The organism is Rosenbergiella collisarenosi, from assembly GCF_018494085.1.
GTDB classification, from domain to species: domain Bacteria; phylum Pseudomonadota; class Gammaproteobacteria; order Enterobacterales; family Enterobacteriaceae; genus Rosenbergiella; species Rosenbergiella collisarenosi.
The window spans coordinates 82,467-103,719 of record NZ_JABBFP010000008.1; the positions used below are offsets into that span (position 1 = coordinate 82,467).

Consider the following 21,253-nt stretch of genomic DNA (forward strand, 5'->3'; position numbering starts at 1 on the left):
CCATTCAGAGGATTCGATGGCCAAAGAAGACAATATTGAAATGCAGGGCACCGTACTGGATACGTTACCCAACACCATGTTTCGTGTAGAACTCGAAAATGGGCACGTAGTTACCGCTCATATCTCAGGTAAAATGCGTAAAAACTACATTCGTATTCTTACCGGTGATAAAGTTACCGTTGAACTGACCCCCTACGACTTAACGAAAGGTCGCATTGTCTTCCGTAGTCGTTAATCATTTTAGTTAATGACTGCCATAAAAAAAGGCCGGATAATGAAGTGACCCCATAAACTTGGACACTTTTAGTTAGATGGCCTGTAAGGCCTGGTTTCGGTATTCAACCGGAGTTAGGCCTTTTAACTTGGCTTTGATCCGCTTGGTATTGTAATACTCTATATACTCGCTAATCTTTTCTATCAACTCATCAGCATTTTTAAAATCATTCCCGTGATACATTTCTGACTTCAATAAACCAAAAAAATTTTCAGCAACCGCATTATCTAAGCAATTACCTTTGCGCGACATACTTTGCTTAATACCGTTATCTGCCAGTTGTTTCTGATAATAATGGTTTCGGTATTGCCAACCTTGGTCGCTATGTAATAGCGGTTTTTCTGTCCCGGTTAGGCGACTCAACCCCCGTTCTATCATGTCAGTCACCAACTGTAAGCGAGGTGCCTTAGCTATTTTGTACGCCACAACTTCTTGATTATATAAATCAATAATGGGCGATAAATAGACTTTTTTCCCGCCAACGTTAAACTCGGTCACATCAGTGACCCATTTTTCATTTGGCTTGCCAGCGGTGAAGTTTCGTTTAAGGTAGTTGGGGGCGCTGTTTCCTATATTACCTCGATACGAACGGTATTTTTTGGGCCTAACTGTCGACTTTAGGTTAAGCTTTTCCATCAAACGCTGAACCGTTTTATGATTCAGTGTTATCCCTTCATGTTTCAGTGTCAAATGGATGCGTCTATACCCGTAGCGGCCTTTATGCTCATGGTAAATACTCTCAATGCGAGCAAGTTCTTTTTCATAAGCAACAGGTCTTTGCAACGCGCTAATAGGGTAATAAAAGACACTCTTTGCGAGCTTTATTGCCGAGAGTAAGTGTTTTAAGGAATACTGTTTTTTCAGAGCTAAAACGGCTAACGTTTTTTCTTTGTTTGTTGTCGCTTTAACTGTTTCAGCTCTTCCAACTTTTTTAGTACCGCATTCTCCGCACGCAAATAGGCGACTTCCTCTTTAAGCTCTTCGAGGCTCTTTTCATCGTCTGAACGAACTGGCGTAGTACGGGATGGTTTCATTGCTGGTTTTCCTCTCTGTCGGTATTCAAGCCCAGAAAACCCTAGCTTGTTGTAGCGCTCACGCCACACAGACAGGATACCGGAAGAAATTAAATTGAGTACAGCAGAAGTTTGACCGAGAGACCAACCGTTTGTCGACATAAGTTTTAGCGCTTCGAATCGTGCTGTGGCAGAGCGCAGATGAGGGAGTGGGACGAAAGCATTATCACCGTGAAGCGTAACGACTTGAGCCCAATAGCGAATTTGACGCGGGGGTATCGAATACTCCTTTGAAAGTAAGCACGAAGGCTCACCGGATAGATAACGGTTAGCGATGAAAATTTTTAACTGACGGCTATATTTTGCCATAAAAAACCCCCGATAATAGGTTATCCAACTATCGGGGGTCACTTCATACTCCGGCCTTTTTTATTGGCTAGTGTACCGTGCCTTCGGCTTTCTGCTTCGCGGCACTTTCAAAATGGTAAGTCAGCTGATCTTTCTTACGATCGACCCCCACTGAAACCGAACCGCCTTCGACGAGTGAGCCAAACAGCAGTTCATTCGCCAGCGGCTTCTTAAGGTGATCCTGCACGGCTCTCGCCATTGGCCGAGCGCCCATCGCTTTATCATAGCCTTTCAGCGCTAACCATTCCCGAGCGGCATCACTCACTTCTAACGAAACGCCTTTCGGATCAAGCTGCGCCTGTAATTCAACGATGAATTTATCGACGACTTGATGAATAACCTCAGTCGAAAGGTGCTCAAACCAGATTGTATTATCCAAGCGGTTACGAAACTCGGGGGTAAAGATTTTCTTGATCTCTTCCAGCGCATCGGTGCTGTTATCTTGTTGAATAAGACCGATGGTTTTGCGTTCCGTCTCGCGAACGCCCGCGTTAGTCGTCATCACTAAAATAACATTACGGAAATCGGCTTTACGACCATTGTTATCCGTCAACGTCCCGTTATCCATTACCTGTAACAGCAGGTTAAAGACATCCGGATGCGCTTTTTCGATCTCGTCCAGCAGGACAACGGCATGGGGATGCTTAATAACGGCATCGGTAAGCAGGCCGCCTTGCTCGTACCCTACATAGCCTGGAGGCGCACCGATTAAGCGGCTGACGGTGTGGCGCTCCATATACTCGGACATATCGAAGCGTAAAAGCTCAATACCAAGAGCCTTGGCCAATTGGGCTGTGACTTCGGTTTTACCGACGCCTGTCGGTCCTGCGAATAAAAATGACCCGACAGGTTTATGCTCGTTGCTTAAGCCCGCGCGACTCATTTTAATGGCTTCTGATAACGCATTAATCGCCTTATCTTGGCCAAAGACCAGCATTTTCAGGCGGTCATCTAAACTGCGCAACGTATCGCGGTCGGTTGCTGACACGCTCTTTTCCGGAATACGTGCGATGCGTGCGACAACGGTTTCAATATCTTGAATATTGATCGTCTTCTTACGCTTACTATTTGGTAGTAAACGCGCACGCGCACCCGCTTCGTCGATAACGTCGATCGCTTTATCCGGTAGATGACGATCATTGATATATTTCACCGCCAACTCGACCGCTGCACGAATGGCCTTAGCGGTATAGCGTACATCGTGGTGTTTCTCATACTTAGGCTTCAAGCCAGTGATAATTTTCACCGTCTCGTCCATAGTAGGTTCGACAATATCGATCTTCTGGAAACGACGCGCAAGCGCGCGGTCCTTTTCAAAGATAGAGCTGTACTCTTGGTAAGTCGTAGAGCCCATAACGCGGATCTTACCGCTGGAAAGTAGCGGCTTAATAAGGTTAGCGGCGTCGACTTGCCCACCGGATGCAGCCCCCGCACCAATAATGGTGTGGATCTCATCGATAAAGAGAATACTGTTTTTGTCTTGTTCAAGCTGCTTAAGCAGTGCCTTGAACCGCTTTTCGAAATCCCCCCGATACTTGGTTCCCGCTAGGAGAGATCCGATATCGAGCGAATAAATTACGCAGTCTTTCATCACATCAGGGACGTTGCCTTGCTCGATACGCCAAGCCAAGCCTTCTGCAATCGCCGTTTTTCCCACCCCTGATTCGCCGACCAGTAATGGGTTGTTTTTGCGGCGGCGACAGAAGACTTGTACTGTCCGTTCCAGTTCATGCTCCCGCCCAATTAACGGATCAATGCCCCCTACTCTGGCGAGTTGGTTAAGGTTAGTCGTGAAGCTATCGATCCGCTCTTCACTCGGCACGTTACTGGCTTCTTCGGAAGAGGCGCTGTCCGATGATTTGTCTTCAGCGCTCTCGTCTTTACGCGTGCCGTGCGAGAGGTAATTAACGATATCAAGCCGACTTACCTCATATTTCCTTAGCAAGTAAGCAGCTTGCGACTCTTGCTCGCTAAAGATAGCCACGAGGACGTTCGCACCGGTCACCTCACTGCGCCCTGACGACTGGACATGAAAGACCGCTCGTTGTAAGACGCGTTGGAAACTGAGTGTGGGTTGGGTTTCGCGTTCGTCATCTGCCTCGGGGAGTACAGGCGTCGTTTTTTGGATGAACGATTCTAACTCGAGACGAAGCGCCGCGAGGTCGACGGTACAGGCTTCTAGGGCTTCACGAGCAGCAGGATTGCTGATCAGCGCAAGAAGCAGATGTTCAACCGTCATAAATTCGTGATGGTGCTCACGCGCTCTGGCGAAAGCCATATTTAAACTGAGTTCCAGTTCCTGATTGAGCATTAGGCACCTCCGATCGATTAACGCTTAGGTCTCAGCCTAGATATATGGGCTGTTTAGCTTTTTTCTAGCATACATAGCAACGGATGCTCATTTTCCTTCGCATAACGATTTACTTGCATTACTTTGGTTTCAGCGACCTCTGCAGTGAACTCCCCACAAATCGCCCTTCCTTCGTAATGTACCGAGAGCATCAGTTGCGTTGCACGCTCTATATCCAGAGCAAAAAATTTTTGTAAAACTTCAATGACAAATTCCATCGGCGTGTAATCGTCATTCAATAAAACAACTTTATACATAGATGGCGGTTGTAACGCTTCGTCAAGGTGTGAGTCCAAGAGTTGTTCGAAGTCGATGCCATGATGCGTGTTAGCCATAATTACCCAGCAATACTGAAAGAAAGCGTATGTTTCTGCTAGTTTATCACGAACGATGGTTTTTGGCAGAACCGTACTTATTTCAGTCTAGCTGCTTTGGCACAATACAACTAAAAAAAACCTTATATCAAGCATTCCCCCCACTTTTCTTCACGACACCGCATTCAGGGTTTATACCCGGTCATAAAACAGGGACAAATGTTCGACTACAATTGAGGGATAAATCGAAATCCGAATGGAGTGGTTAATGGAAAAGACAGTTGCAGCACTATTAGTGGAAACCCTGACTGAAGTTGGCGTTAAGCGGATCTGGGGAGTGACCGGTGATTCCCTCAACGGTATTAGCGATAGCCTAAATAAACAATCGGCTATTTCGTGGATGTCGACGCGCCATGAAGAGGCTGCCGCCTTTGCGGCGGGCGCGGAAGCACAAGTGACAGGTGAATTAGCCGTTTGCGCGGGGTCTTGTGGACCGGGTAACCTCCACCTCATTAACGGACTTTTTGACTGTCATCGTAATCACCAACCGGTATTGGCCATCGCCGCGCATATTCCTTCCAGTGAGATCGGCAGTAACTATTTCCAAGAGACGCACCCGCAAGATCTATTTAAAGAGTGTAGCCACTATTGTGAACTGGTTAGTAACCCGGAGCAATTTCCACAGGTACTCGCGATAGCGCTACGTACCGCTATCGTGAAGCGAGGCGTCGCCGTTATCATACTTCCAGGCGATGTTGCGCTACAAAGCATCAGTATTCCTAAAAATATCGCTTGGTATCCCCCTGCTCTCCCTATCGTGAAGCCTACTCATGGAGAGCTTGAACGCCTCGCCAGCCTGCTAAACGGTGCTAAGAATATCACGCTAATGTGTGGCAGTGGCTGTGCGGGTGCGCATCAAGAGGTTGTCGCCCTTGCCAAAACGTTACAAGCACCCATCGTCCATGCCCTCCGGGGTAAAGAGCATCTAGAGTATGATAACCCCTACGACGTCGGGATGACGGGGCTGATCGGTTTTTCCTCGGGTTACCATGCGATGCTTAATGCCGATACCCTAGTCCTTCTCGGTACCCAATTCCCCTACCGCGCTTTTTACCCAGAATCGGCGACCATTATTCAAATCGATATAAACCCTGCAAGCATCGGTTCGCATTGCCATGTAGACCACCCGCTCATCGGCGATGTGAAAGCGACCGTTGAAGCCTTGTTACCCCTGCTTGATGCCGACCATTCCTCGACGCACCTCGAAAAATCTGTCGAGCACTACCATAAGAGCCGTCAACAACTCGACGACTTAGCGGTAGCAAACGATGACCGCCCGATTCACCCTCAATACCTCGCACAGCAGATAGATCAGTTAGCGTCTGAAGATGCGGTGTTTACCTGTGATGTCGGGACGCCGACCGTCTGGGCGGCACGCTACTTAACTATGAATGGCCAGCGTCGTTTACTCGGTTCGTTTAACCATGGATCAATGGCTAACGCGATGCCGCAAGCAATGGGTGCGCAATCTGTCGAGACCACGCGTCAGGTCGTTGCCCTCTGCGGCGATGGCGGCTTCGCAATGCTAATGGGGGATTTGTTGAGTATTGCCCAGCATCAGCTACCTGTAAAACTGGTGATTTTCAATAACAGCGTACTGGGTTTTGTCGCGATGGAGATGAAAGCAGGCGGTTACTTGACGAATGGCACCGAACTCGATAACCCCGATTTTGCCGCCATCGCCCGAGCCTGTAACATTGAAGCGTTTAGTGTACAAAAATCGTCTGAGTTAACGGATGTGCTGCAACAAGCTTTCGCTCATCCTGGCCCGGCGCTCATTGACGTCACCACGGCGAAAGATGAATTGGCGATGCCACCCCAGATCAAACTCGAGCAGGCTAAGGGTTTTAGTCTGTATATGCTAAAAGCCATCATTAACGGTCAAGGAAGCGAAATCATCGATCTCGCTAAAACGAATCTATTCCGTTAACCCTAGGATTGCTTGGTAGAGTAGGCCTGAGTACCAGGCCTACTTACCCTAGTCGTCCCTATCACTTCCCCCACAATAAACCCTAGGCTGCAACGCGATACTTCTATGGAGCGAAAGTCTTCACTATCTAGTGTCGAGCAATCACTCCTTCGCCTCTGGATATTGCAGCAACAGCGCTTGTAGGCGCGCGAGGGTTAATTGATCTGCCTTGCCGCTAATATTCTCCGGTTGGAAGTGCATTTGAAAAGCCTTGATTACCTGCTGCTGTTGCTCGGGGTTATCCCACTCATCGATAACGTAGCCATAGCGCCGCAGTAACGGTATAACAACTTCGTTGGAGACCGGTGTCGCCGTGGCTCGTCCCGCCAATAGTGTCTTAACAACAGCGGGATTTGGCCATGCGCCCAAGCCGCGCGAGGCAAGTTGCTGCCAGGGAAAGCAAGGACCAGGATCCTGTTTACGTAATGGTGCGATATCGCTATGGCCAATGATATTTTCCGGTTCAATGGAATAACGACGCGCGATGCCACTGACGAGTTGAATCAAGGCCTGAATTTGCGAGGGTGGATAGACTTGGCAAGTCTCTTGCGTCGCGGAGGATGTATAGCCACGATTAACCAGCTCTATGCCAATAGAGGTTTTATTCAAGTTATAGGTGCCTCGCCAAGCACTGATCCCCGCGTGCCATGCTGCCTGATCCTCGGGTACCAACTGATACACTTCCGGTAACGTTCGATGCCATGCTGGGTACTGTGCGATCAGGTAATGGCTACTCACTTTTTGTCCAGTAAGCAATTCTAAAGAACGCCGTTCATCAGCCACCGTATAGTGGATCACAATCGAATTAATACGGGGTTGATGCCCGAGGGCGACGTGCTGCGTATTCAATGCCAGCTGTGGCGTAGCAGGCCGCTGAACCTGGGAGCTACACCCCGACACTAACGCCATGAACAGTAGACATTCCTTTTTCATTTCACCTCTTAGGGGTTGGTTTTTACTCCCCCCGTCCATTAACTATTGACCAAGCAAACCGAGAGAAAAAGCCAGCACCCCATTTGCATATTTATGCATAGTGAATTACTATCTGGGCCAAATACACTCTTATATAAGTCAGATTTAGCGCATGAGCATTCATTTAAAAGGCGTAAATTGTTTCTACGGCAGTCAACAAGCGCTGTACGATATCACCTTAGATTGTGCCGAAGGCGAGACGTTAGTCCTGCTCGGCCCGAGTGGCGCTGGAAAAAGCTCTTTACTGCGTGTATTAAACTTATTAGAAGTTCCACGTTCTGGCCAGCTCGCCATCGCAGATCAACGTTTCGACTTTACTCAGCGCCCGTCTACGAGTGTCATTCGTCATTTACGCCAAAACGTCGGGATGGTTTTTCAACAGTATAACCTGTGGCCACACTTAAGCGTCGAACAAAATCTTATTCAGGCACCCTGCAAGGTGCTCGGCCTAAGCCGGAGTGAAGCGCAAGCGCGCGCCAAGAAATATTTAGAGCGCCTTCGTCTAACCGACTACGCGCATCGTTATCCTCTTCATCTATCGGGAGGCCAACAGCAACGTGTGGCGATTGCCCGTGCATTGATGATGGAACCACAGGTGCTACTTTTTGATGAACCTACCGCCGCCTTAGATCCTGAGATCACCGGACAAGTGGTGGCAATTATTAATGAATTATCAGAGACGCAGATTACACAAGTCATCGTGACACATGAAGTCGAAGTCGCGAAAAAGACGGCGTCACACGTTGTTTATATGGAAAATGGTCGTATTGTCGAACAAGGCAGTGCCGAACGATTTACTCATCCGCAAACGCAAGAATTTGCCAATTATCTCTCACATTAAGGACAGGGTTATCATGAAAAAGATTCTTATCGCAGCGTTACTCACTAGCCTGTCAGCGTCGGCGCTCGCCGCTCAGACGATCCGTTTCGGGACTGAAGCGTCCTACCCTCCTTTTGAATTCGTAGGGAGTGACAACAAAATTCAAGGTTTTGATGTCGACTTAGCGATGGCTGTCTGTAAACAAATTAATGCCAGTTGTAGCTTTACCAATCAATCTTTTGACAGCCTAATTCCTAGCCTGAAGTTCCGTCGTATCGATGCGGCGATGGCAGGCATGGACATTACCCCTGAACGTCAAAAGCAGGTTTTATTTAGTACCCCTTATTACTTGAACTCTGCATTGTTTGTTGCTGAGAAAGGTAAAGTGGCAAGTTTAGCGGCGTTGAAAGGTAAGAAAGTCGGCGTACAGAATGGGACTACCCATCAGAAATATCTTGCCGATAAGCACAGTGAAATTACCGCAGTGCCTTACGATAGCTACCAAAACGCAATCCTCGACCTTAAAAATGGCCGGGTCGATGCCGTGTTTGGTGATACCGCCGTGATTAATGAATCTTTAAAGAATAATCCCTCACTCGCTCCGGTTGGCGATAAAGTCACGGATAAAGATTACTTCAGTACTGGGGTTGCGATTGCGGTGCGTCAGGGCAACAGTGCCTTGCAGCAGCAGTTCGATCAAGGCTTAGCGAAGGTGAAGGCTGATGGCGACTATCAGAAAATCTATGCCAAGTGGTTCCAGAAATAATCGCAGATGAGTGAATTACCTTATCTACTCAGTGCCGGCGGCTTGACCGTCGGCCTTGCGCTGTGTGCCCTTATTGTCGGTTTGACGCTGGCGATGATTTTCGCCAGTTGGGAATCGGTTAGCGTCAAGCCGATCGCGTGGCTAGGTAGCCTCGTCGTCATGCTGATCCGCGGCCTGCCAGAAATATTAGTCGTATTGGGCGTTTATTACGGCTCATCACAACTGTTGCTCACTCTGTCAGAGGGGATTAACCTGCCACTAGGTTTTACCACCCTTCATCTGCAAGTCGCTATTGATAATTTCGATGTCAGTCCATTCTTATGTGGGGTCATCGCGTTAGCATTGTTATATTCAGCGTATGCGTCGCAAACGCTACGCGGTGCATTGCGCGCGGTGCCTCAGGGCCAGCGCGAATCTGCGTTTGCCTTAGGGATGAGTAAACGGACGGTGTTTTTTACCATCGTCTTACCGCAGATGTGGCGCCATGCCCTACCCGGCCTCGGTAACCAGTGGCTGGTGTTACTGAAAGATACCGCCCTCGTCTCCCTGATTAGTGTGAATGACCTGATGCTGCAAACGAAAGGGATTGCCACGCGTACCGAGCAGCCTTTTACATGGTATCTCGTCGCCGCCGCACTCTATTTGCTGATCACTCTTTTGAGCCAAGCCGTCCTGCGTTTCGCTGAGCGCCGTGTTACCCGTTTTGAGTTGGAGCAGCACTGATGAGTGACTATTTACTTAAGTTAAGTGCCGGCTTACCCGTCAGCCTAGGCTTAACGATTAGCTCCGCGCTCATCGCATTAGCTATTGCAGTAGCGCTGACTATCCTGCTGGCGCTACGTCATCGATGGATTAACGGTGTTATCCATTGTTACCTGACGCTGTTTACCGGTACACCGCTGCTCGTGCAGATCTTTCTGATCTACTATGGCCCAGGTCAGTTTCCAATATTGCAGCAGTACCCTACGCTTTGGTCGATACTCTCGCAACCCGCGTTTTGTGCCATAGTGGCGTTGTCATTAAATAGCGCGGCCTATACGACTCAACTCCTGTATGGCGCGGTGAAAGCGATCCCTGCCGGGCAGTGGCAATCATGTTATGCATTAGGAATGACGCGAGGGGAGACATTACGCGTATTGCTACCTTATGCCTTTAAGCGCGCCCTCTCCTCTTACTCGAACGAGATCGTCTTGGTATTTAAGAGTACCTCTTTGGCCTATACCATTACCCTGATGGATGTGATGGGGCTAAGCCAGCAACTCTACGGCGGTACCTACGATGTGAATGTCTTCGTCGCGGCGGGGATTATCTATCTGTGCATCAACGGCCTGTTAACGCTATTGATGCGGGGCATAGAGGCGTACGCATTACGCTTTGAGCGTCGTGCCTAATCAGTAAGTTGCCTCTCGGCAACTTACGCTTCTCTCATCAACAATGAAAGCACTTCGCTGTGCGCGGTATGAGGAAATAGGTCGAAGAGTTGTACGCGCTCAAGTCGGTAGCCGGTGAGCGAGGCAATATCTTTTGCTAGGGTTTCGGGGTTGCAGCTTGAATAGAGAATCGCCGCTGGGCGTACGCTGACAATAAAGTCACATAAGGCCTGGCCGATACCACGCCGAGGCGGATTCACTAACAGGAGATCTGGAGGCGTTGTTTTATCCAGCGCATAGCGCGTCGCATCCAGTGCCTGAAATTGCGTATTTTTCAGCCCAAGCTTCTCGGCAGAGTCCTTCGCACAAGCTATCGCTTCTGGGGAGATTTCAATTCCCGTAAGTTGCGTTTCGGCTCTGGCGCAATGGAGTCCAAAGCCGCCTACCCCACAAAACAGATCCCATAACCGCTCTACTTTCAGCGGTTGTGTCCATTCGCGCGCGGTGAGGTAAAGCTTGGCGGCGACCTCGGGGTTTGTCTGGAAAAAGCTCTGCGGTCGGATCCATAACGGAATATCGTTGAACTTCTCCGCCAAGGCCGTATCTTCACTGACTATGATCTCTTTTTCGCCTTCCATAATCGCCATATGAACCGGCTGAATATTCACAGAGATAACGGTCAATTGCGGTAACTGCTGTCGCAGTTCCGGCAGTGCATTTTTTAATTGCGTCAGTTTTTTCTCTGATCGTAAGACGAAGCGCAGCATCATGCCACCCTGCGTACTTTCGGTGAGTAACAGGTACTTAAGTTCGCCCTTGCGACGCCCAATATGATAGGGAGTCAAACCGGCCTTCGCAATAAAGGGAAGCAGCTGGCGGAAAACGGGGGCAAATGACTCGGGATAAAGGGGGCAATCAATTAAATCCACGCCCTCGCCTTGCGGATCGACAATACCTAATAAGGGGCGCTCGACAGAGCCGCTGACCACCATTTTAGCTTTATTGCGAAACCGTACTTGCGAAGAAGACACGGCAGGACGCCACTCGGTTACGGGAATATTGCTCAGAAGTTGTTCGACTTTTGATTGCTTGTCAGCGAGTTGCGTTGCGTAATCCTTGGGAAGCCATTGGCAAGAGCGACACTGACCCGCGTCATAACGAGGGCAAAACATAAGTTACCTGTGAACGATAGAGGATAAAGGCGCGGCAGTATAGCATTGAAGCAAGCGCAAAGCCTATCACTGTCCTGCCGCGAGCGTGGTTAACGCGTTATCCAGCCCTGCTGGTGTAAAAAGTCGAGCATATGGGGACGGCTCTCTTTGGTGATCATCCTCTCAATCATCTGACTCCACGTTTCGTGGCGATTACCACTGCTCCGCTGCTCATAATAGTTCAACAAATGCCTATCATAGGCCGCAAGCGTTTCGGGGACGATCGGCTGATATTTATTCTCATGAACGAGCATCGATAATGGCATGCGTGGCTTGAGCTCAGGTTTATCGGCAGGCCAACCTAAACAGAGACCAAACAGCGGTAATACAAATTTAGGTAATCCAAGTAGTTCACTCACTGCCTGCGGTTGATTACGTAACCCCCCGATAAATACTCCACCAAGGCCGAGTGATTCAGCCGCTACCATGGCATTTTGTGCCAGCAGCGCCGTGTCCACACACCCTAAAATTAGCTGTTCCGCAAAACCTAACTCCGCTTGCTCGCTAATTTGTTGATGGCGGTTAAAGTCAGCGCACAGTACCCAAAACTCTGCCGCCTCGGCAACCCAAGGCTGGCCGCCCGCAAGCTCGGCGAGGTGCTGGCGCTTCTCTTTATCGGTTATCCTTACCACGGAGGCACACTGTAATAGGCTTGAGGTAGAAGCCGACTGTGCGGCTAATAAAATTTGTTCACGCTGCTCGTCGCTGATCGGTTGATCGGTAAATTGGCGTATTGAGCGATGCTGACGTAAAAGGTCAATCGTAGAGGTCATGCTGAGTTCCAATCTGTTATAAGTCGATAAGGGTAAAGTGTAGCGCCATATAAAGAGGGTTACCGCATTAAGGACTCACGGATCGTGCGAAATCGATAACTGTCCCTATCGATAACTTTCCTTCTGCGGTCAGGCAAGGCATGATTACCCCTCGTTCTCTCTTAAGGAGTTATTATGTTCGTAGTTATTTTTGGTCGTCCCGCCTGCCCATATTGTGTTCGTGCAAAGGAGTTAGCGGATAAGCTGAGCGACGAGCGCGATGATTTTAGCTATCGTTATATCGATATTCATGCCGAAGGGATTAGTAAAGACGACTTATCGAAGAGCGCGGGTAAAACAGTGGAAACCGTGCCGCAGATTTTTATCGATGAATCGCATGTCGGGGGCTTCACTGAGTTCGAGGCTTACGCCAAACAACATCTCGGATTATATCAATAATCCGTTCGGGTACTGAAAATCAGTACCCGTCATCTCTCTGAGTAAATTCAATTTTTTCGTGAATCAGCCATAGCAGTTGGGCAGGTGAACGATTAGAATGTAGCGGTTTTTTTAGAACCGCCAGTGTCGTTGTCCACGACGCTGCCGGAAATGCCTCTTCGCTCACTAAACGAAAATTGACCCGTGAATATAAATGTCGCAAGCCTGCTCAGCGCTAATGATGTCCTCTTGCTTTTTGTCGTACTTTCTCTTGGGATTTGTTTGGGCAAAATTCGCCTTGGGAGCATCCAGCTTGGAAGCTCTATTGGTGTGCTCGTCGTCTCGCTTTTGCTCGGTGAGCAACATTACTCTATCAACACCAACGCACTAAGCTTAGGCTTTATGTTGTTCATTTTCTGCGTCGGGATTGAAGCTGGCCCCAACTTTTTCTCGATCTTTTTCCGCGACGGTAAAAATTACCTAATGTTAGCCTTGGTCATGGTCGGAAGCGCGCTTCTCATCGTACTCGGGTTAGGTAAGCTTTTTCACTGGGATATCGGCCTATCAGCCGGAATTTTAGCCGGGTCGTTAACCTCCACCCCAGTGCTAGTGGGAGCAGGAGACACCTTGCGACAAGTCATTTCCGATCCCCAACAATTAGCGCTACTTCAAGATAATCTCAGCCTCGGCTATGCATTAACTTACCTTGTGGGATTAGTGAGCTTAATTTTCGCTGCGCGTTACCTTCCTCGCTTACAACATCAAGATCTTCCCACCAGCGCACAACAAATCGCGCGTGAACGCGGCCTTGATGCAGACAGTCAACGCAAAGTATTTTTACCTGTGATCCGCGCCTATCGCGTTGGGAAAGAGCTGGTCGAATGGAGTGGCGGAAAAAACCTTCGCGAACTCGGTATCTATCGCCATACCGGGTGTTATATAGAGCGTATCCGTCGTAATGGTATTCTAGCTAGCCCGGATGGGGATGCGGTCTTACAAGAAGGCGATGATATTTCACTGGTCGGCTATCCGGATGCGCATGCTCGGCTCGATCCAAGTTTTCGTCATGGTAAAGAAGTCTTCGATCGTGAACTGTTAGATATGCGTATCGTGACAGAAGAAATCGTGGTGAAAAACCATAATGCGGTCAATAAACGCTTAGGAAAATTACGTCTCACTGATCATGGCTGCTTCCTTAACCGCGTTATCCGCAACCAAATCGAAATGCCTATTGACGACGATATTTTGCTTAATAAGGGCGATATTTTACAGATCAGTGGCGAAACCAGACGGGTTAAGAGTATTGCGGATAGGATTGGATTTGTTGCAATCCATAGCCAAATGACCGATTTACTCGCGTTCTGTTCCTTCTTTATCATTGGATTAATGATTGGGATGGTGACTTTCCAATTCAGTAATTTTGGCTTTGGGATTGGCAATGCCGCGGGCTTACTCTTCGCCGGTATCATGCTCGGCTTCTTACGGGCTAACCACCCCACTTTTGGCTATATCCCGCAAGGGGCGCTGACGATGGTGAAAGAGTTTGGCTTGCTGGTGTTTATGGCGGGTGTCGGATTGAGTGCTGGCAGTGGGTTGCACCACGGTTTGGGCGAGAATGGCCTGTCGATGCTGTTGTGCGGGGTGGTGGTGAGCCTCCTACCCGTGGTGATCTGTTATTGCTTCGGTGCTTATGTGTTACGCATGAACCGTGCGATGCTGTTTGGTGCATTAATGGGGGCGAGAACCTGCGCTCCGGCACTCGAAATCATCAGCGATACTGCACGCAGCAGTATTCCTGCGTTGGGTTATGCCGGAACTTACGCTATCGCTAACGTGATTTTAACACTCGCAGGGACCCTAGTGGTCATGTTGTGGCCGGGTTAAACAGTGTAAAGGGCGAGGAGTTAAGACTTTTCGCCCTAGCTGTGTTATATCAATTATATTAATATATCTGATTAACATTTAATGCTACCGACCCACAAGGAGACCTTCCCTAATGGAGCAACTCAATACCCGGCTTTTCCTGTGGCTAAATGCTACGCCGGACTCTCCACACTGGCTAATTAATTTCGCCATTTTTTTAGCCAAAGATGTTATCGGTATCATTCCTTTGCTCGTCGTCGCCTTATGGTTATGGTCGCCTAGAAAACTGATCGATTCGCGTCGTGAGCTCGTGCTTAAAACCGCAACAGCCCTTCTCTATGCGATCGTCTTCTCATATATTATCGGCGTACTCTTCCCGCATCCACGTCCTTTCGCAATAGGTTTAGGTTACCACTGGTTAAATCATGCACCGGACACCTCTTACCCGAGTGACCACGGTACCTTCATTTTTACCTTCAGCTTAGCGTTCTTATTTTGGCACCGAGTATGGTCGGGACTCGCACTGCTAGTAGTGGGTGCCGCGATTGCCTGGTCTCGTATCTATTTAGGCGTGCATTGGCCGATGGATATGTTGGGCGGATTATTAGTGGGGATGATCGGTTGTCTTACTGCCGAGATGGGATGGAAGTTTTATGGAAGCGCCTTATTGTCATTGGCACATAAAATCTATCGACAGCTGTTTGCTTTACCGATTCGCTGGGGATGGACACAGCACTAAGCATATCGGACAAATAAAAAAGCCCGTTCATGATACGAACGGGCTTTTTTTATGCAATGAACTAACTGACTAGAACCATTTAGCAAATAATGTAGAAATATGTAGCCAGATATAATCAACTAGACGGCTAAACATTCCACCCTCTTTTACGTCTTCCAATACGACCAGCGGCTTTTGATCGATAACCTTACCATTAATCTGGAAGTTGACCTGGCCAACAACTTGACCTTTAGTAAGCGGCGCTGAGAGTTGGTTTTGCACTAACGTGTAGTCTGCCTTGAGAGCATTAACTTGCCCTTTAGGTACCGTCACTGAGGCATTATTCATCACACCCAATGAAGCCTGCTTAACGTCCCCAAACCAGACTTTGGTCTGTACAAAGGGTTTACCTGCTTTGATGGGTGATAGGGTTTCAAAATTTTGGAAGCCCCAGTTCAATAATTTCTCACTTTCACGAAAACGTACGCCATCAGTACTCGCACCCAGCACGACAGAGATGAGGCGCATATTTCCGGCGGTAGCAGACGCGACTAAATTATTTCCCGCTCCCGATGTGTAACCGGTTTTAATACCATCAACGTTCAGCGAAGAACTCCATAACAGACGATTACGGTTAGGCTGACGGATATTATTAAAGCTAAACTCTTTCACTTTATTCAGGCTGTATTCATCGGGAACATCACGAATTAAAGCCTGACCAATCAACGCCATGTCGCGAGCCGTACTATATTGCCCCGGTTCGTCTAGCCCATGAACAGTGGTGAAATGCGTATTAGTTAGACCTAGCTTCTGACCATAGTTATTCATTAGGCCAATAAACGTATCTTGGCTCCCTGCGACATAGTCGGCTAATGCAATACACGCATCATTACCGGACTGAATCACTATTCCCCGGTTCAACTCATCAACGGTGACCTGTGACCCCGGTTTTAGGAACATCACCGATGAGCCCCGGAGCTTCGGATTACCGGTTGCCCAAGCATCTTGACCGATCGTTACGTTATCGGATGACTTAATTTTACCGCTCTTTAAAGCTTGTCCTACAACGTAACTGGTCATCATTTTGGTTAAGCTTGCAGGGTCTAATCGATCGTCGGCATGAGACTCGGTCAATACTTTACCACTATCATAATCCATTAAGATCCAGGCTTTAGCATCAACCTGAGGTGCATTAGGTTGAGAATCTGCAAAAGTAACGCTAGGAATAATAAGCATTACCGCGAGTAATGCTGGGCGTAGGGAAGTTGACATCGGTGGTCGGCGCATTATTTTTACTCAATCCTAATTTAACTCGTTGAAAACGAGGATATCCTGCTAGAGGCGAGGTAGCCATACTCGCATTAAAATATTTACAATTTTTTTTTCATTCTTGAGCGGTTATTTCTCTATGTTCTCTTATTCCCCGTGGTGTACTGCAGCCTATATCACGACAGCTATTGGCTGGATCTACTTTGGTCATTGATTACCGCCGCCCACAAACGGCTGAGTAACATGTTATTCTTTATTTTTTTCTCATACTGTATGGAGTTGAGATGGAACCTTTCACCACTGACTTGCTTTCCGTTGAGGCCGCTCAAGAGTTAATAATGAGTGGGCTAACCGCCTTAGCAGGCTCAGAAACCATCAGTATCAATGATGCGCTTGGACGAGTAACGGCTGAGCCGATTTTATCCCCGATTAATGTACCGGGTTTTGATAACTCCGCGATGGATGGCTATGCCTTACGTTTCGCCGACGCAAATTCCGACCTCATTTTACCTGTGGCTGGACAAGCCTTAGCGGGTAAGTCTTTTACGGGTTCAGTACCAAAAGGTCAGGTAGTTCAAATTATGACTGGCGCCCCGGTCCCTGCAGAGTGCGATACCGTCATCATGCAGGAGCAGACAGTCGTCAATGAGCAAGGTATCAGACTGACGGCGAAGGTTTCTCTCGGTCAGAATATTCGACGGATAGGTGAAGACGTGCTCTGTGGTCAGACGGTATTCGAAGCGGGAACGCGGATGACCGTCAAAGACCTGCCGCTATTAGCCTCTTTAGGGATTAGTCAGCTTAACGTGAAACGTCCACTTCGCATCGCCGTTTTATCTACCGGCGACGAGCTAGTCAGCGCTGGCACCCCTCTTGCGCCCGGTCAAATTTACGATACCAACCGCTTCGCCATTACACTGATGTTACAACGGCTGCACTGTGTGGTCATCGATCTTGGTATCATCCCGGATAACAAGGACTCGTTGAGATCGGCTTTCGAGCGCGCAAATCAAGTGGCCGACTTAGTGATCACAACTGGTGGCGTGTCGGTCGGCGCGGCTGATTATACTCGCGATATCCTTGCTGAGTGTGGGGATATTACTTTCTGGAAATTAGCTATGAAACCAGGAAAACCCTTTGCATTCGGTCGGTTAAACGATAGCCTATTTTGTGGGCTACCGGGTAACCCTGTTTCAGCCGTCGTGACCTTTTGTCAGCTCGTTTATCCGCTGATTCTTCGCTTACAAGGTATTACTGCCCCCCCTTTCTCGCCGATAACGGCAACCTTGCAGACGGCGATCCGCCGTCAGCCTGGACGTAGCGAATTTCAACGTGGTAACTATTCTTTTGAGCAAGGACACTGCCAGGTTACTGCGGATGCGAAACAGGGTTCCCATATATTCAGCACATTTAGTCATGCTAACTGTTTTATCTGTATAGAACGGGATCGAGGGACTATCCTGCCCGGCGAATCAGTCATCGTTCAACCCTTTCCTGATTTCCTAGAAGGTGCATGATGTCTTTATCCGATAACGACTTACTTCGCTATGATAGACAAATTGTTCTAAAGGGTTTCGATATCGATAAACAGCAGTGTTTAGCCGATGCCAATGTGATGATCGTCGGTATGGGCGGATTAGGCTGCGCGGTCGCGACGTATTTGGCAGCAAGCGGTGTTGGCGCATTAACCTTGGTCGATCCAGATATCATCAGTCTTTCTAATCTACCTAGGCAGATACTGTACAGCGACACTGACTGTGGTCAGGCAAAAGTCGATATCGCTAAGCAACAGCTCAGTCTACGCAACCCAGATTGCACTATTACCACTCATTCCCATGCCCTCGAGGAGTCTGCCTTTTGGCGAGACCGTTGTGCAGAACACGACCTTATCATTGATTGCACCGACCAGTTATCGAGCCGGCAACATCTTAATCGTTGCTGCTTTGCAACCTCGGTTCCATTGATATCGGGGGCTGCGATCCGTATGGAAGGTTATGTAATGTGCTTTAGTTGGCAGCACGAGGAACCTTGTTACGAATGCCTGAGTTATTTATTTGGTGAGGAGAAAGGGAGCTGCGTCGAAAATGGCGTGATGTCGCCTTTAACGGGCGTTATCGGAAGTCTACAAGCCATGGAGGCTATCCGTTACTTAAGCGACTATGGTACGCGTACACGAGGAAAATATCTGTTGTACGATGCGATGAACTTCAGCGTAACAACATTGACACTTAAACGGAATCCGTATTGTAAACTGTGTGCCTAGCCTCGAACGGGGCTAGGCACGGTTTCGATTAGTTAATCCCTTGCGAATTTAAGTAATCTTCATAATTCCCGGTAAAGTCATTCACTTTACCTGGTTTTATTTCAATGATACGTGTAGCGAGAGAGCTAACGAACTCACGGTCGTGTGAGACAAAAATTAATGTGCCTTCAAACATCTCTAGAGCCATATTCAGCGATTCGATAGATTCCATATCTAAGTGGTTAGTAGGTTCATCCATAATCAAGATATTCGGTTTCTGCATCATTAATTTACCGAATAGCATTCTTCCCTTCTCACCACCTGATAAGACTTTAGCCGGTTTCTTAATATCATCTTGGCTGAATAGCAACCGACCCAGTATACTACGCACCGCCTGCTCGTCATCACCAGCTTGTTTCCATTGACTCATCCAGTCAAAAACGGTTAGGTCATTAGTAAATTCATATTCGTGGTCTTGAGCATAATAACCAATCGCCGCGTTTTCAGACCATTTAACGGTACCGCTTTCCGGCGTGGTTTCCCCGACTAGAGTTTTTAATAGCGTCGTCTTACCAATACCATTAGGTCCGATAATGGCGAGTTTCTCTCCAACCTCAAGTAATAGGCTCAATTTAGAGAAGAGTGGACCGTTATCGAAGCCTTTAGTTATCGCTTCGACCTCTAGGGCATTACGGAACAGTTTCTTATCTTGATCAAAACGCATAAAAGGATTTTGACGGCTCGATGCTTTAACTTCGTCCAATTTAATTTTATCAATCTGTTTAGCTCGGGACGTAGCCTGACGAGATTTAGAAGCATTAGCACTAAAGCGACTGACGAACGATTGTAATTCGGCAATTTGCGCCTTCTTCTTGGCATTATCAGAGAGTAGACGCTCACGTGATTGGGTTGCTGCCGTCATATACTCATCATAGTTGCCTGGGTAAACGCGAATTTCCCCATAATCGAGGTCGGCCATGTGGGTACAGACCATATTCAGGAAGTGCCGGTCGTGCGAAATAATAACCATTGTACTGTCGCGGTCGTTAAGTGTTTGCTCGAGCCAACGAATGGTATCAATATCAAGGTTGTTCGTCGGTTCATCCAGCAACAGAATATCTGGATTAGAGAAAAGAGCCTGGGCAAGGAGTACACGTAGCTTCCAACCAGGCGCGACTTCGCTCATCGGCCCATAATGTAGCTCAACGCCAATGCCAACACCTAGCAGTAGCTCACCTGCGCGAGCCTCAGCACTATAACCGTCCATCTCTCCGTATAAAACTTCAAGATCAGCGACCTTATAGCCTTCTTCTTCGCTCATTTCTGGCAATGCGTAGATACGATCGCGCTCTTGCTTGATCTTCCACAGTTCATCATGCCCCATAATAACAGTATCGAGTACGCTGAATGCCTCGAACGCAAATTGGTCCTGACGTAGTTTACCTATACGCTCATCGGTGTCTAACGCAACGTTGCCCGCGGTCGGTTGTAAATCACGTCCCAAAATTTTCATGAAGGTAGATTTACCGCTACCATTGGCGCCGATTAACCCGTAGCGATTACCACCGCCGAATTTTACAGAAATATTTTCAAAGAGTGGTTTACTACCAAATTGCATCGTTACGTTATTGGTTACTAACACGATTAAGCCTTTTTATTAATGAGATGAGGTATGAATTGAGTAAATCTGAAAGAAATTATTACAACAAAGTCATGACAATAGAGGGATTATAACTCATTTAAGAAAATTCCTCGCGCATTGCGGAAAATGCAGCAATAAAAAAACCAGCAAAAGTGCTGGCTTTTTAGGAGGTCATTAGTCTTAGATTAAAAAGCTATCTAATGATTTACCTTCATCTAATGCTTTTTTGATGGCAGCTGGCGTACGACCTTGGCCTGTCCAAGATTTTTTCTCGCCATTTTCATCAGTATAGGTATATTTAGCAGGACGCGGAGCGCGCTTAGCACGTTTCTTACCTGTTTCGGTAGATCCTAATAATTCGCTTGGGTCGATACCTTCAGCTGCTAATAACTCGCGGTATTTAGAAAGTTTTTCTGCTTTTTCACGGTTCAGTGATTCTTCAGCTTCAATTTCTTCGCGACGCTCGGTCACAACTGTAGTTAATTTTTCTAAGATCTCTTCTAAGTCGACCAAATCTACTTCGCGAGCCTGAGCGCGGAGTGTACGGATATTGTTCAGTGTTTTGAAAATGTCGCTCATTATTTTTCCCTTTATGGATTCTTGAAACTTTAATATAGACAAGGGTACAGAATTTATTTTAAAAAATAAATAGAAAATTTAAAAACCGTAACAATATAAACTATTCTTTTTTCACGCTAGGAATTCTAGCGCCTTCATTACAAAATCATTACTTTTTCTTCTATAGAAATATTTAAGGTTTTAAGCTGAAGCAACGAAGGCTGTTATTCAATATAAACCAGTT

The 21,253-nt window shown here is 47.7% G+C and carries 21 protein-coding genes; 11 read left to right on the plus strand and 10 right to left on the minus strand.

The window, feature by feature from the left end:
- Positions 1–16 precede the first annotated feature (16 nt).
- Entirely contained in the window at positions 17–235 is a 219-nt protein-coding gene (gene infA / locus HGT70_RS12440) for a translation initiation factor IF-1 (protein WP_028684310.1), read from the plus strand.
- Between the two features lie 72 nt (positions 236–307).
- Here the strand turns inward: infA and HGT70_RS12445 are convergent, their stop codons facing one another.
- The 4 genes from HGT70_RS12445 to clpS all read right to left on the minus strand — a co-directional run bounded on the left by HGT70_RS12445 (position 308) and on the right by clpS (position 4,380).
- On the minus strand, positions 308–1,138 hold the full coding sequence (locus HGT70_RS12445; protein WP_214196135.1) for an IS3 family transposase: 831 nt from the start codon (positions 1,136–1,138) through the stop codon (positions 308–310).
- Between the two features lie 11 nt (positions 1,139–1,149).
- Positions 1,150–1,656 carry a helix-turn-helix domain-containing protein gene (locus HGT70_RS12450; RefSeq protein WP_214196067.1) on the minus strand — a complete coding sequence of 169 codons (507 nt, stop codon included), beginning with the start codon at positions 1,654–1,656 and terminating at the stop codon, positions 1,150–1,152.
- A gap of 67 nt (positions 1,657–1,723) precedes the next feature.
- Positions 1,724–4,006, minus strand: a complete 2,283-nt coding sequence (gene clpA, locus HGT70_RS12455) for an ATP-dependent Clp protease ATP-binding subunit ClpA (RefSeq protein WP_071434804.1) — start codon at positions 4,004–4,006, stop codon at positions 1,724–1,726.
- Positions 4,007–4,059: 53 nt separating this feature from the next.
- Complete coding sequence (gene clpS, locus HGT70_RS12460; protein WP_071434802.1) at positions 4,060–4,380, minus strand: ATP-dependent Clp protease adapter ClpS; 321 nt, start codon at positions 4,378–4,380, stop codon at positions 4,060–4,062.
- A 247-nt stretch (positions 4,381–4,627) separates the two neighbouring features.
- Between clpS and poxB the strand changes: the two genes are divergently transcribed.
- Positions 4,628–6,349, plus strand: coding sequence for a ubiquinone-dependent pyruvate dehydrogenase (poxB, locus tag HGT70_RS12465; RefSeq protein ID WP_214196069.1), 1,722 nt, complete (start codon positions 4,628–4,630; stop codon positions 6,347–6,349).
- A gap of 141 nt (positions 6,350–6,490) precedes the next feature.
- Here the strand turns inward: poxB and HGT70_RS12470 are convergent, their stop codons facing one another.
- Positions 6,491–7,321, minus strand: a complete 831-nt coding sequence (locus HGT70_RS12470) for an N-acetylmuramoyl-L-alanine amidase (RefSeq protein ID WP_214196071.1) — start codon at positions 7,319–7,321, stop codon at positions 6,491–6,493.
- 151 nt (positions 7,322–7,472) lie between these two features.
- Between HGT70_RS12470 and artP the strand changes: the two genes are divergently transcribed.
- Genes artP through artM form a run of 4 tightly spaced genes read left to right on the plus strand, consistent with a single transcriptional unit; the run spans position 7,473 to position 10,337 of the window.
- A complete protein-coding gene (gene artP, locus HGT70_RS12475; protein WP_214196073.1) occupies positions 7,473–8,201 on the plus strand; it encodes an arginine ABC transporter ATP-binding protein ArtP in 729 nt (242 codons plus the stop codon).
- A gap of 13 nt (positions 8,202–8,214) precedes the next feature.
- The gene (gene artJ / locus HGT70_RS12480; protein WP_071434794.1) at positions 8,215–8,946 is read left to right on the plus strand and encodes an arginine ABC transporter substrate-binding protein; all 732 of its coding nucleotides are present in this window, start codon (positions 8,215–8,217) and stop codon (positions 8,944–8,946) included.
- A 6-nt stretch (positions 8,947–8,952) separates the two neighbouring features.
- Positions 8,953–9,669, plus strand: coding sequence for an arginine ABC transporter permease ArtQ (gene artQ, locus HGT70_RS12485; RefSeq protein WP_214196074.1), 717 nt, complete (start codon positions 8,953–8,955; stop codon positions 9,667–9,669).
- The gene (artM, locus tag HGT70_RS12490; protein ID WP_071434790.1) at positions 9,669–10,337 is read left to right on the plus strand and encodes an arginine ABC transporter permease ArtM; all 669 of its coding nucleotides are present in this window, start codon (positions 9,669–9,671) and stop codon (positions 10,335–10,337) included. The genes artQ and artM overlap by 1 nt, the downstream gene beginning before the upstream one ends.
- Positions 10,338–10,360: 23 nt before the next feature.
- Here artM and rlmC read toward each other — a convergent pair whose 3' ends face one another.
- Both rlmC and nfsA read right to left on the minus strand, forming a co-directional pair.
- Positions 10,361–11,488: a 23S rRNA (uracil(747)-C(5))-methyltransferase RlmC gene (rlmC, locus tag HGT70_RS12495; RefSeq protein WP_071434788.1), complete on the minus strand. Its 1,128-nt coding sequence runs from the start codon at positions 11,486–11,488 to the stop codon at positions 10,361–10,363.
- 89 nt (positions 11,489–11,577) lie between these two features.
- On the minus strand, positions 11,578–12,300 hold the full coding sequence (gene nfsA / locus HGT70_RS12500) for an oxygen-insensitive NADPH nitroreductase (protein WP_214196076.1): 723 nt from the start codon (positions 12,298–12,300) through the stop codon (positions 11,578–11,580).
- 174 nt (positions 12,301–12,474) lie between these two features.
- Here nfsA and HGT70_RS12505 point away from each other — a divergent pair, with 174 nt between their 5' ends.
- The 3 genes from HGT70_RS12505 to ybjG all read left to right on the plus strand — a co-directional run bounded on the left by HGT70_RS12505 (position 12,475) and on the right by ybjG (position 15,319).
- On the plus strand, positions 12,475–12,738 hold the full coding sequence (locus HGT70_RS12505; RefSeq protein ID WP_071434784.1) for a GrxA family glutaredoxin: 264 nt from the start codon (positions 12,475–12,477) through the stop codon (positions 12,736–12,738).
- Between the two features lie 183 nt (positions 12,739–12,921).
- Positions 12,922–14,601: an aspartate:alanine antiporter gene (locus HGT70_RS12510; RefSeq protein ID WP_214196078.1), complete on the plus strand. Its 1,680-nt coding sequence runs from the start codon at positions 12,922–12,924 to the stop codon at positions 14,599–14,601.
- A gap of 112 nt (positions 14,602–14,713) precedes the next feature.
- Complete coding sequence (ybjG, locus tag HGT70_RS12515) at positions 14,714–15,319, plus strand: undecaprenyl-diphosphate phosphatase (RefSeq protein ID WP_214196080.1); 606 nt, start codon at positions 14,714–14,716, stop codon at positions 15,317–15,319.
- Between the two features lie 69 nt (positions 15,320–15,388).
- Here ybjG and HGT70_RS12520 read toward each other — a convergent pair whose 3' ends face one another.
- Complete coding sequence (locus HGT70_RS12520) at positions 15,389–16,585, minus strand: serine hydrolase (RefSeq protein WP_214196082.1); 1,197 nt, start codon at positions 16,583–16,585, stop codon at positions 15,389–15,391.
- 266 nt (positions 16,586–16,851) lie between these two features.
- On the opposite strand from HGT70_RS12520, the gene moeA reads away from it, so the two are divergent.
- Together moeA and moeB are read left to right on the plus strand one after the other, a co-directional pair.
- Complete coding sequence (moeA, locus tag HGT70_RS12525; RefSeq protein WP_214196085.1) at positions 16,852–18,084, plus strand: molybdopterin molybdotransferase MoeA; 1,233 nt, start codon at positions 16,852–16,854, stop codon at positions 18,082–18,084.
- Complete coding sequence (gene moeB, locus HGT70_RS12530; protein ID WP_071434775.1) at positions 18,081–18,830, plus strand: molybdopterin-synthase adenylyltransferase MoeB; 750 nt, start codon at positions 18,081–18,083, stop codon at positions 18,828–18,830. The genes moeA and moeB overlap by 4 nt, the downstream gene beginning before the upstream one ends.
- Before the next feature lie 28 nt (positions 18,831–18,858).
- Here moeB and HGT70_RS12535 read toward each other — a convergent pair whose 3' ends face one another.
- Together HGT70_RS12535 and HGT70_RS12540 are read right to left on the minus strand one after the other, a co-directional pair.
- Positions 18,859–20,451, minus strand: a complete 1,593-nt coding sequence (locus HGT70_RS12535; protein WP_214196087.1) for an ABC-F family ATPase — start codon at positions 20,449–20,451, stop codon at positions 18,859–18,861.
- A gap of 180 nt (positions 20,452–20,631) precedes the next feature.
- On the minus strand, positions 20,632–21,030 hold the full coding sequence (locus tag HGT70_RS12540) for an H-NS family histone-like protein (protein ID WP_214196089.1): 399 nt from the start codon (positions 21,028–21,030) through the stop codon (positions 20,632–20,634).
- Between the last annotated feature and the right edge of the window lie 223 nt (positions 21,031–21,253).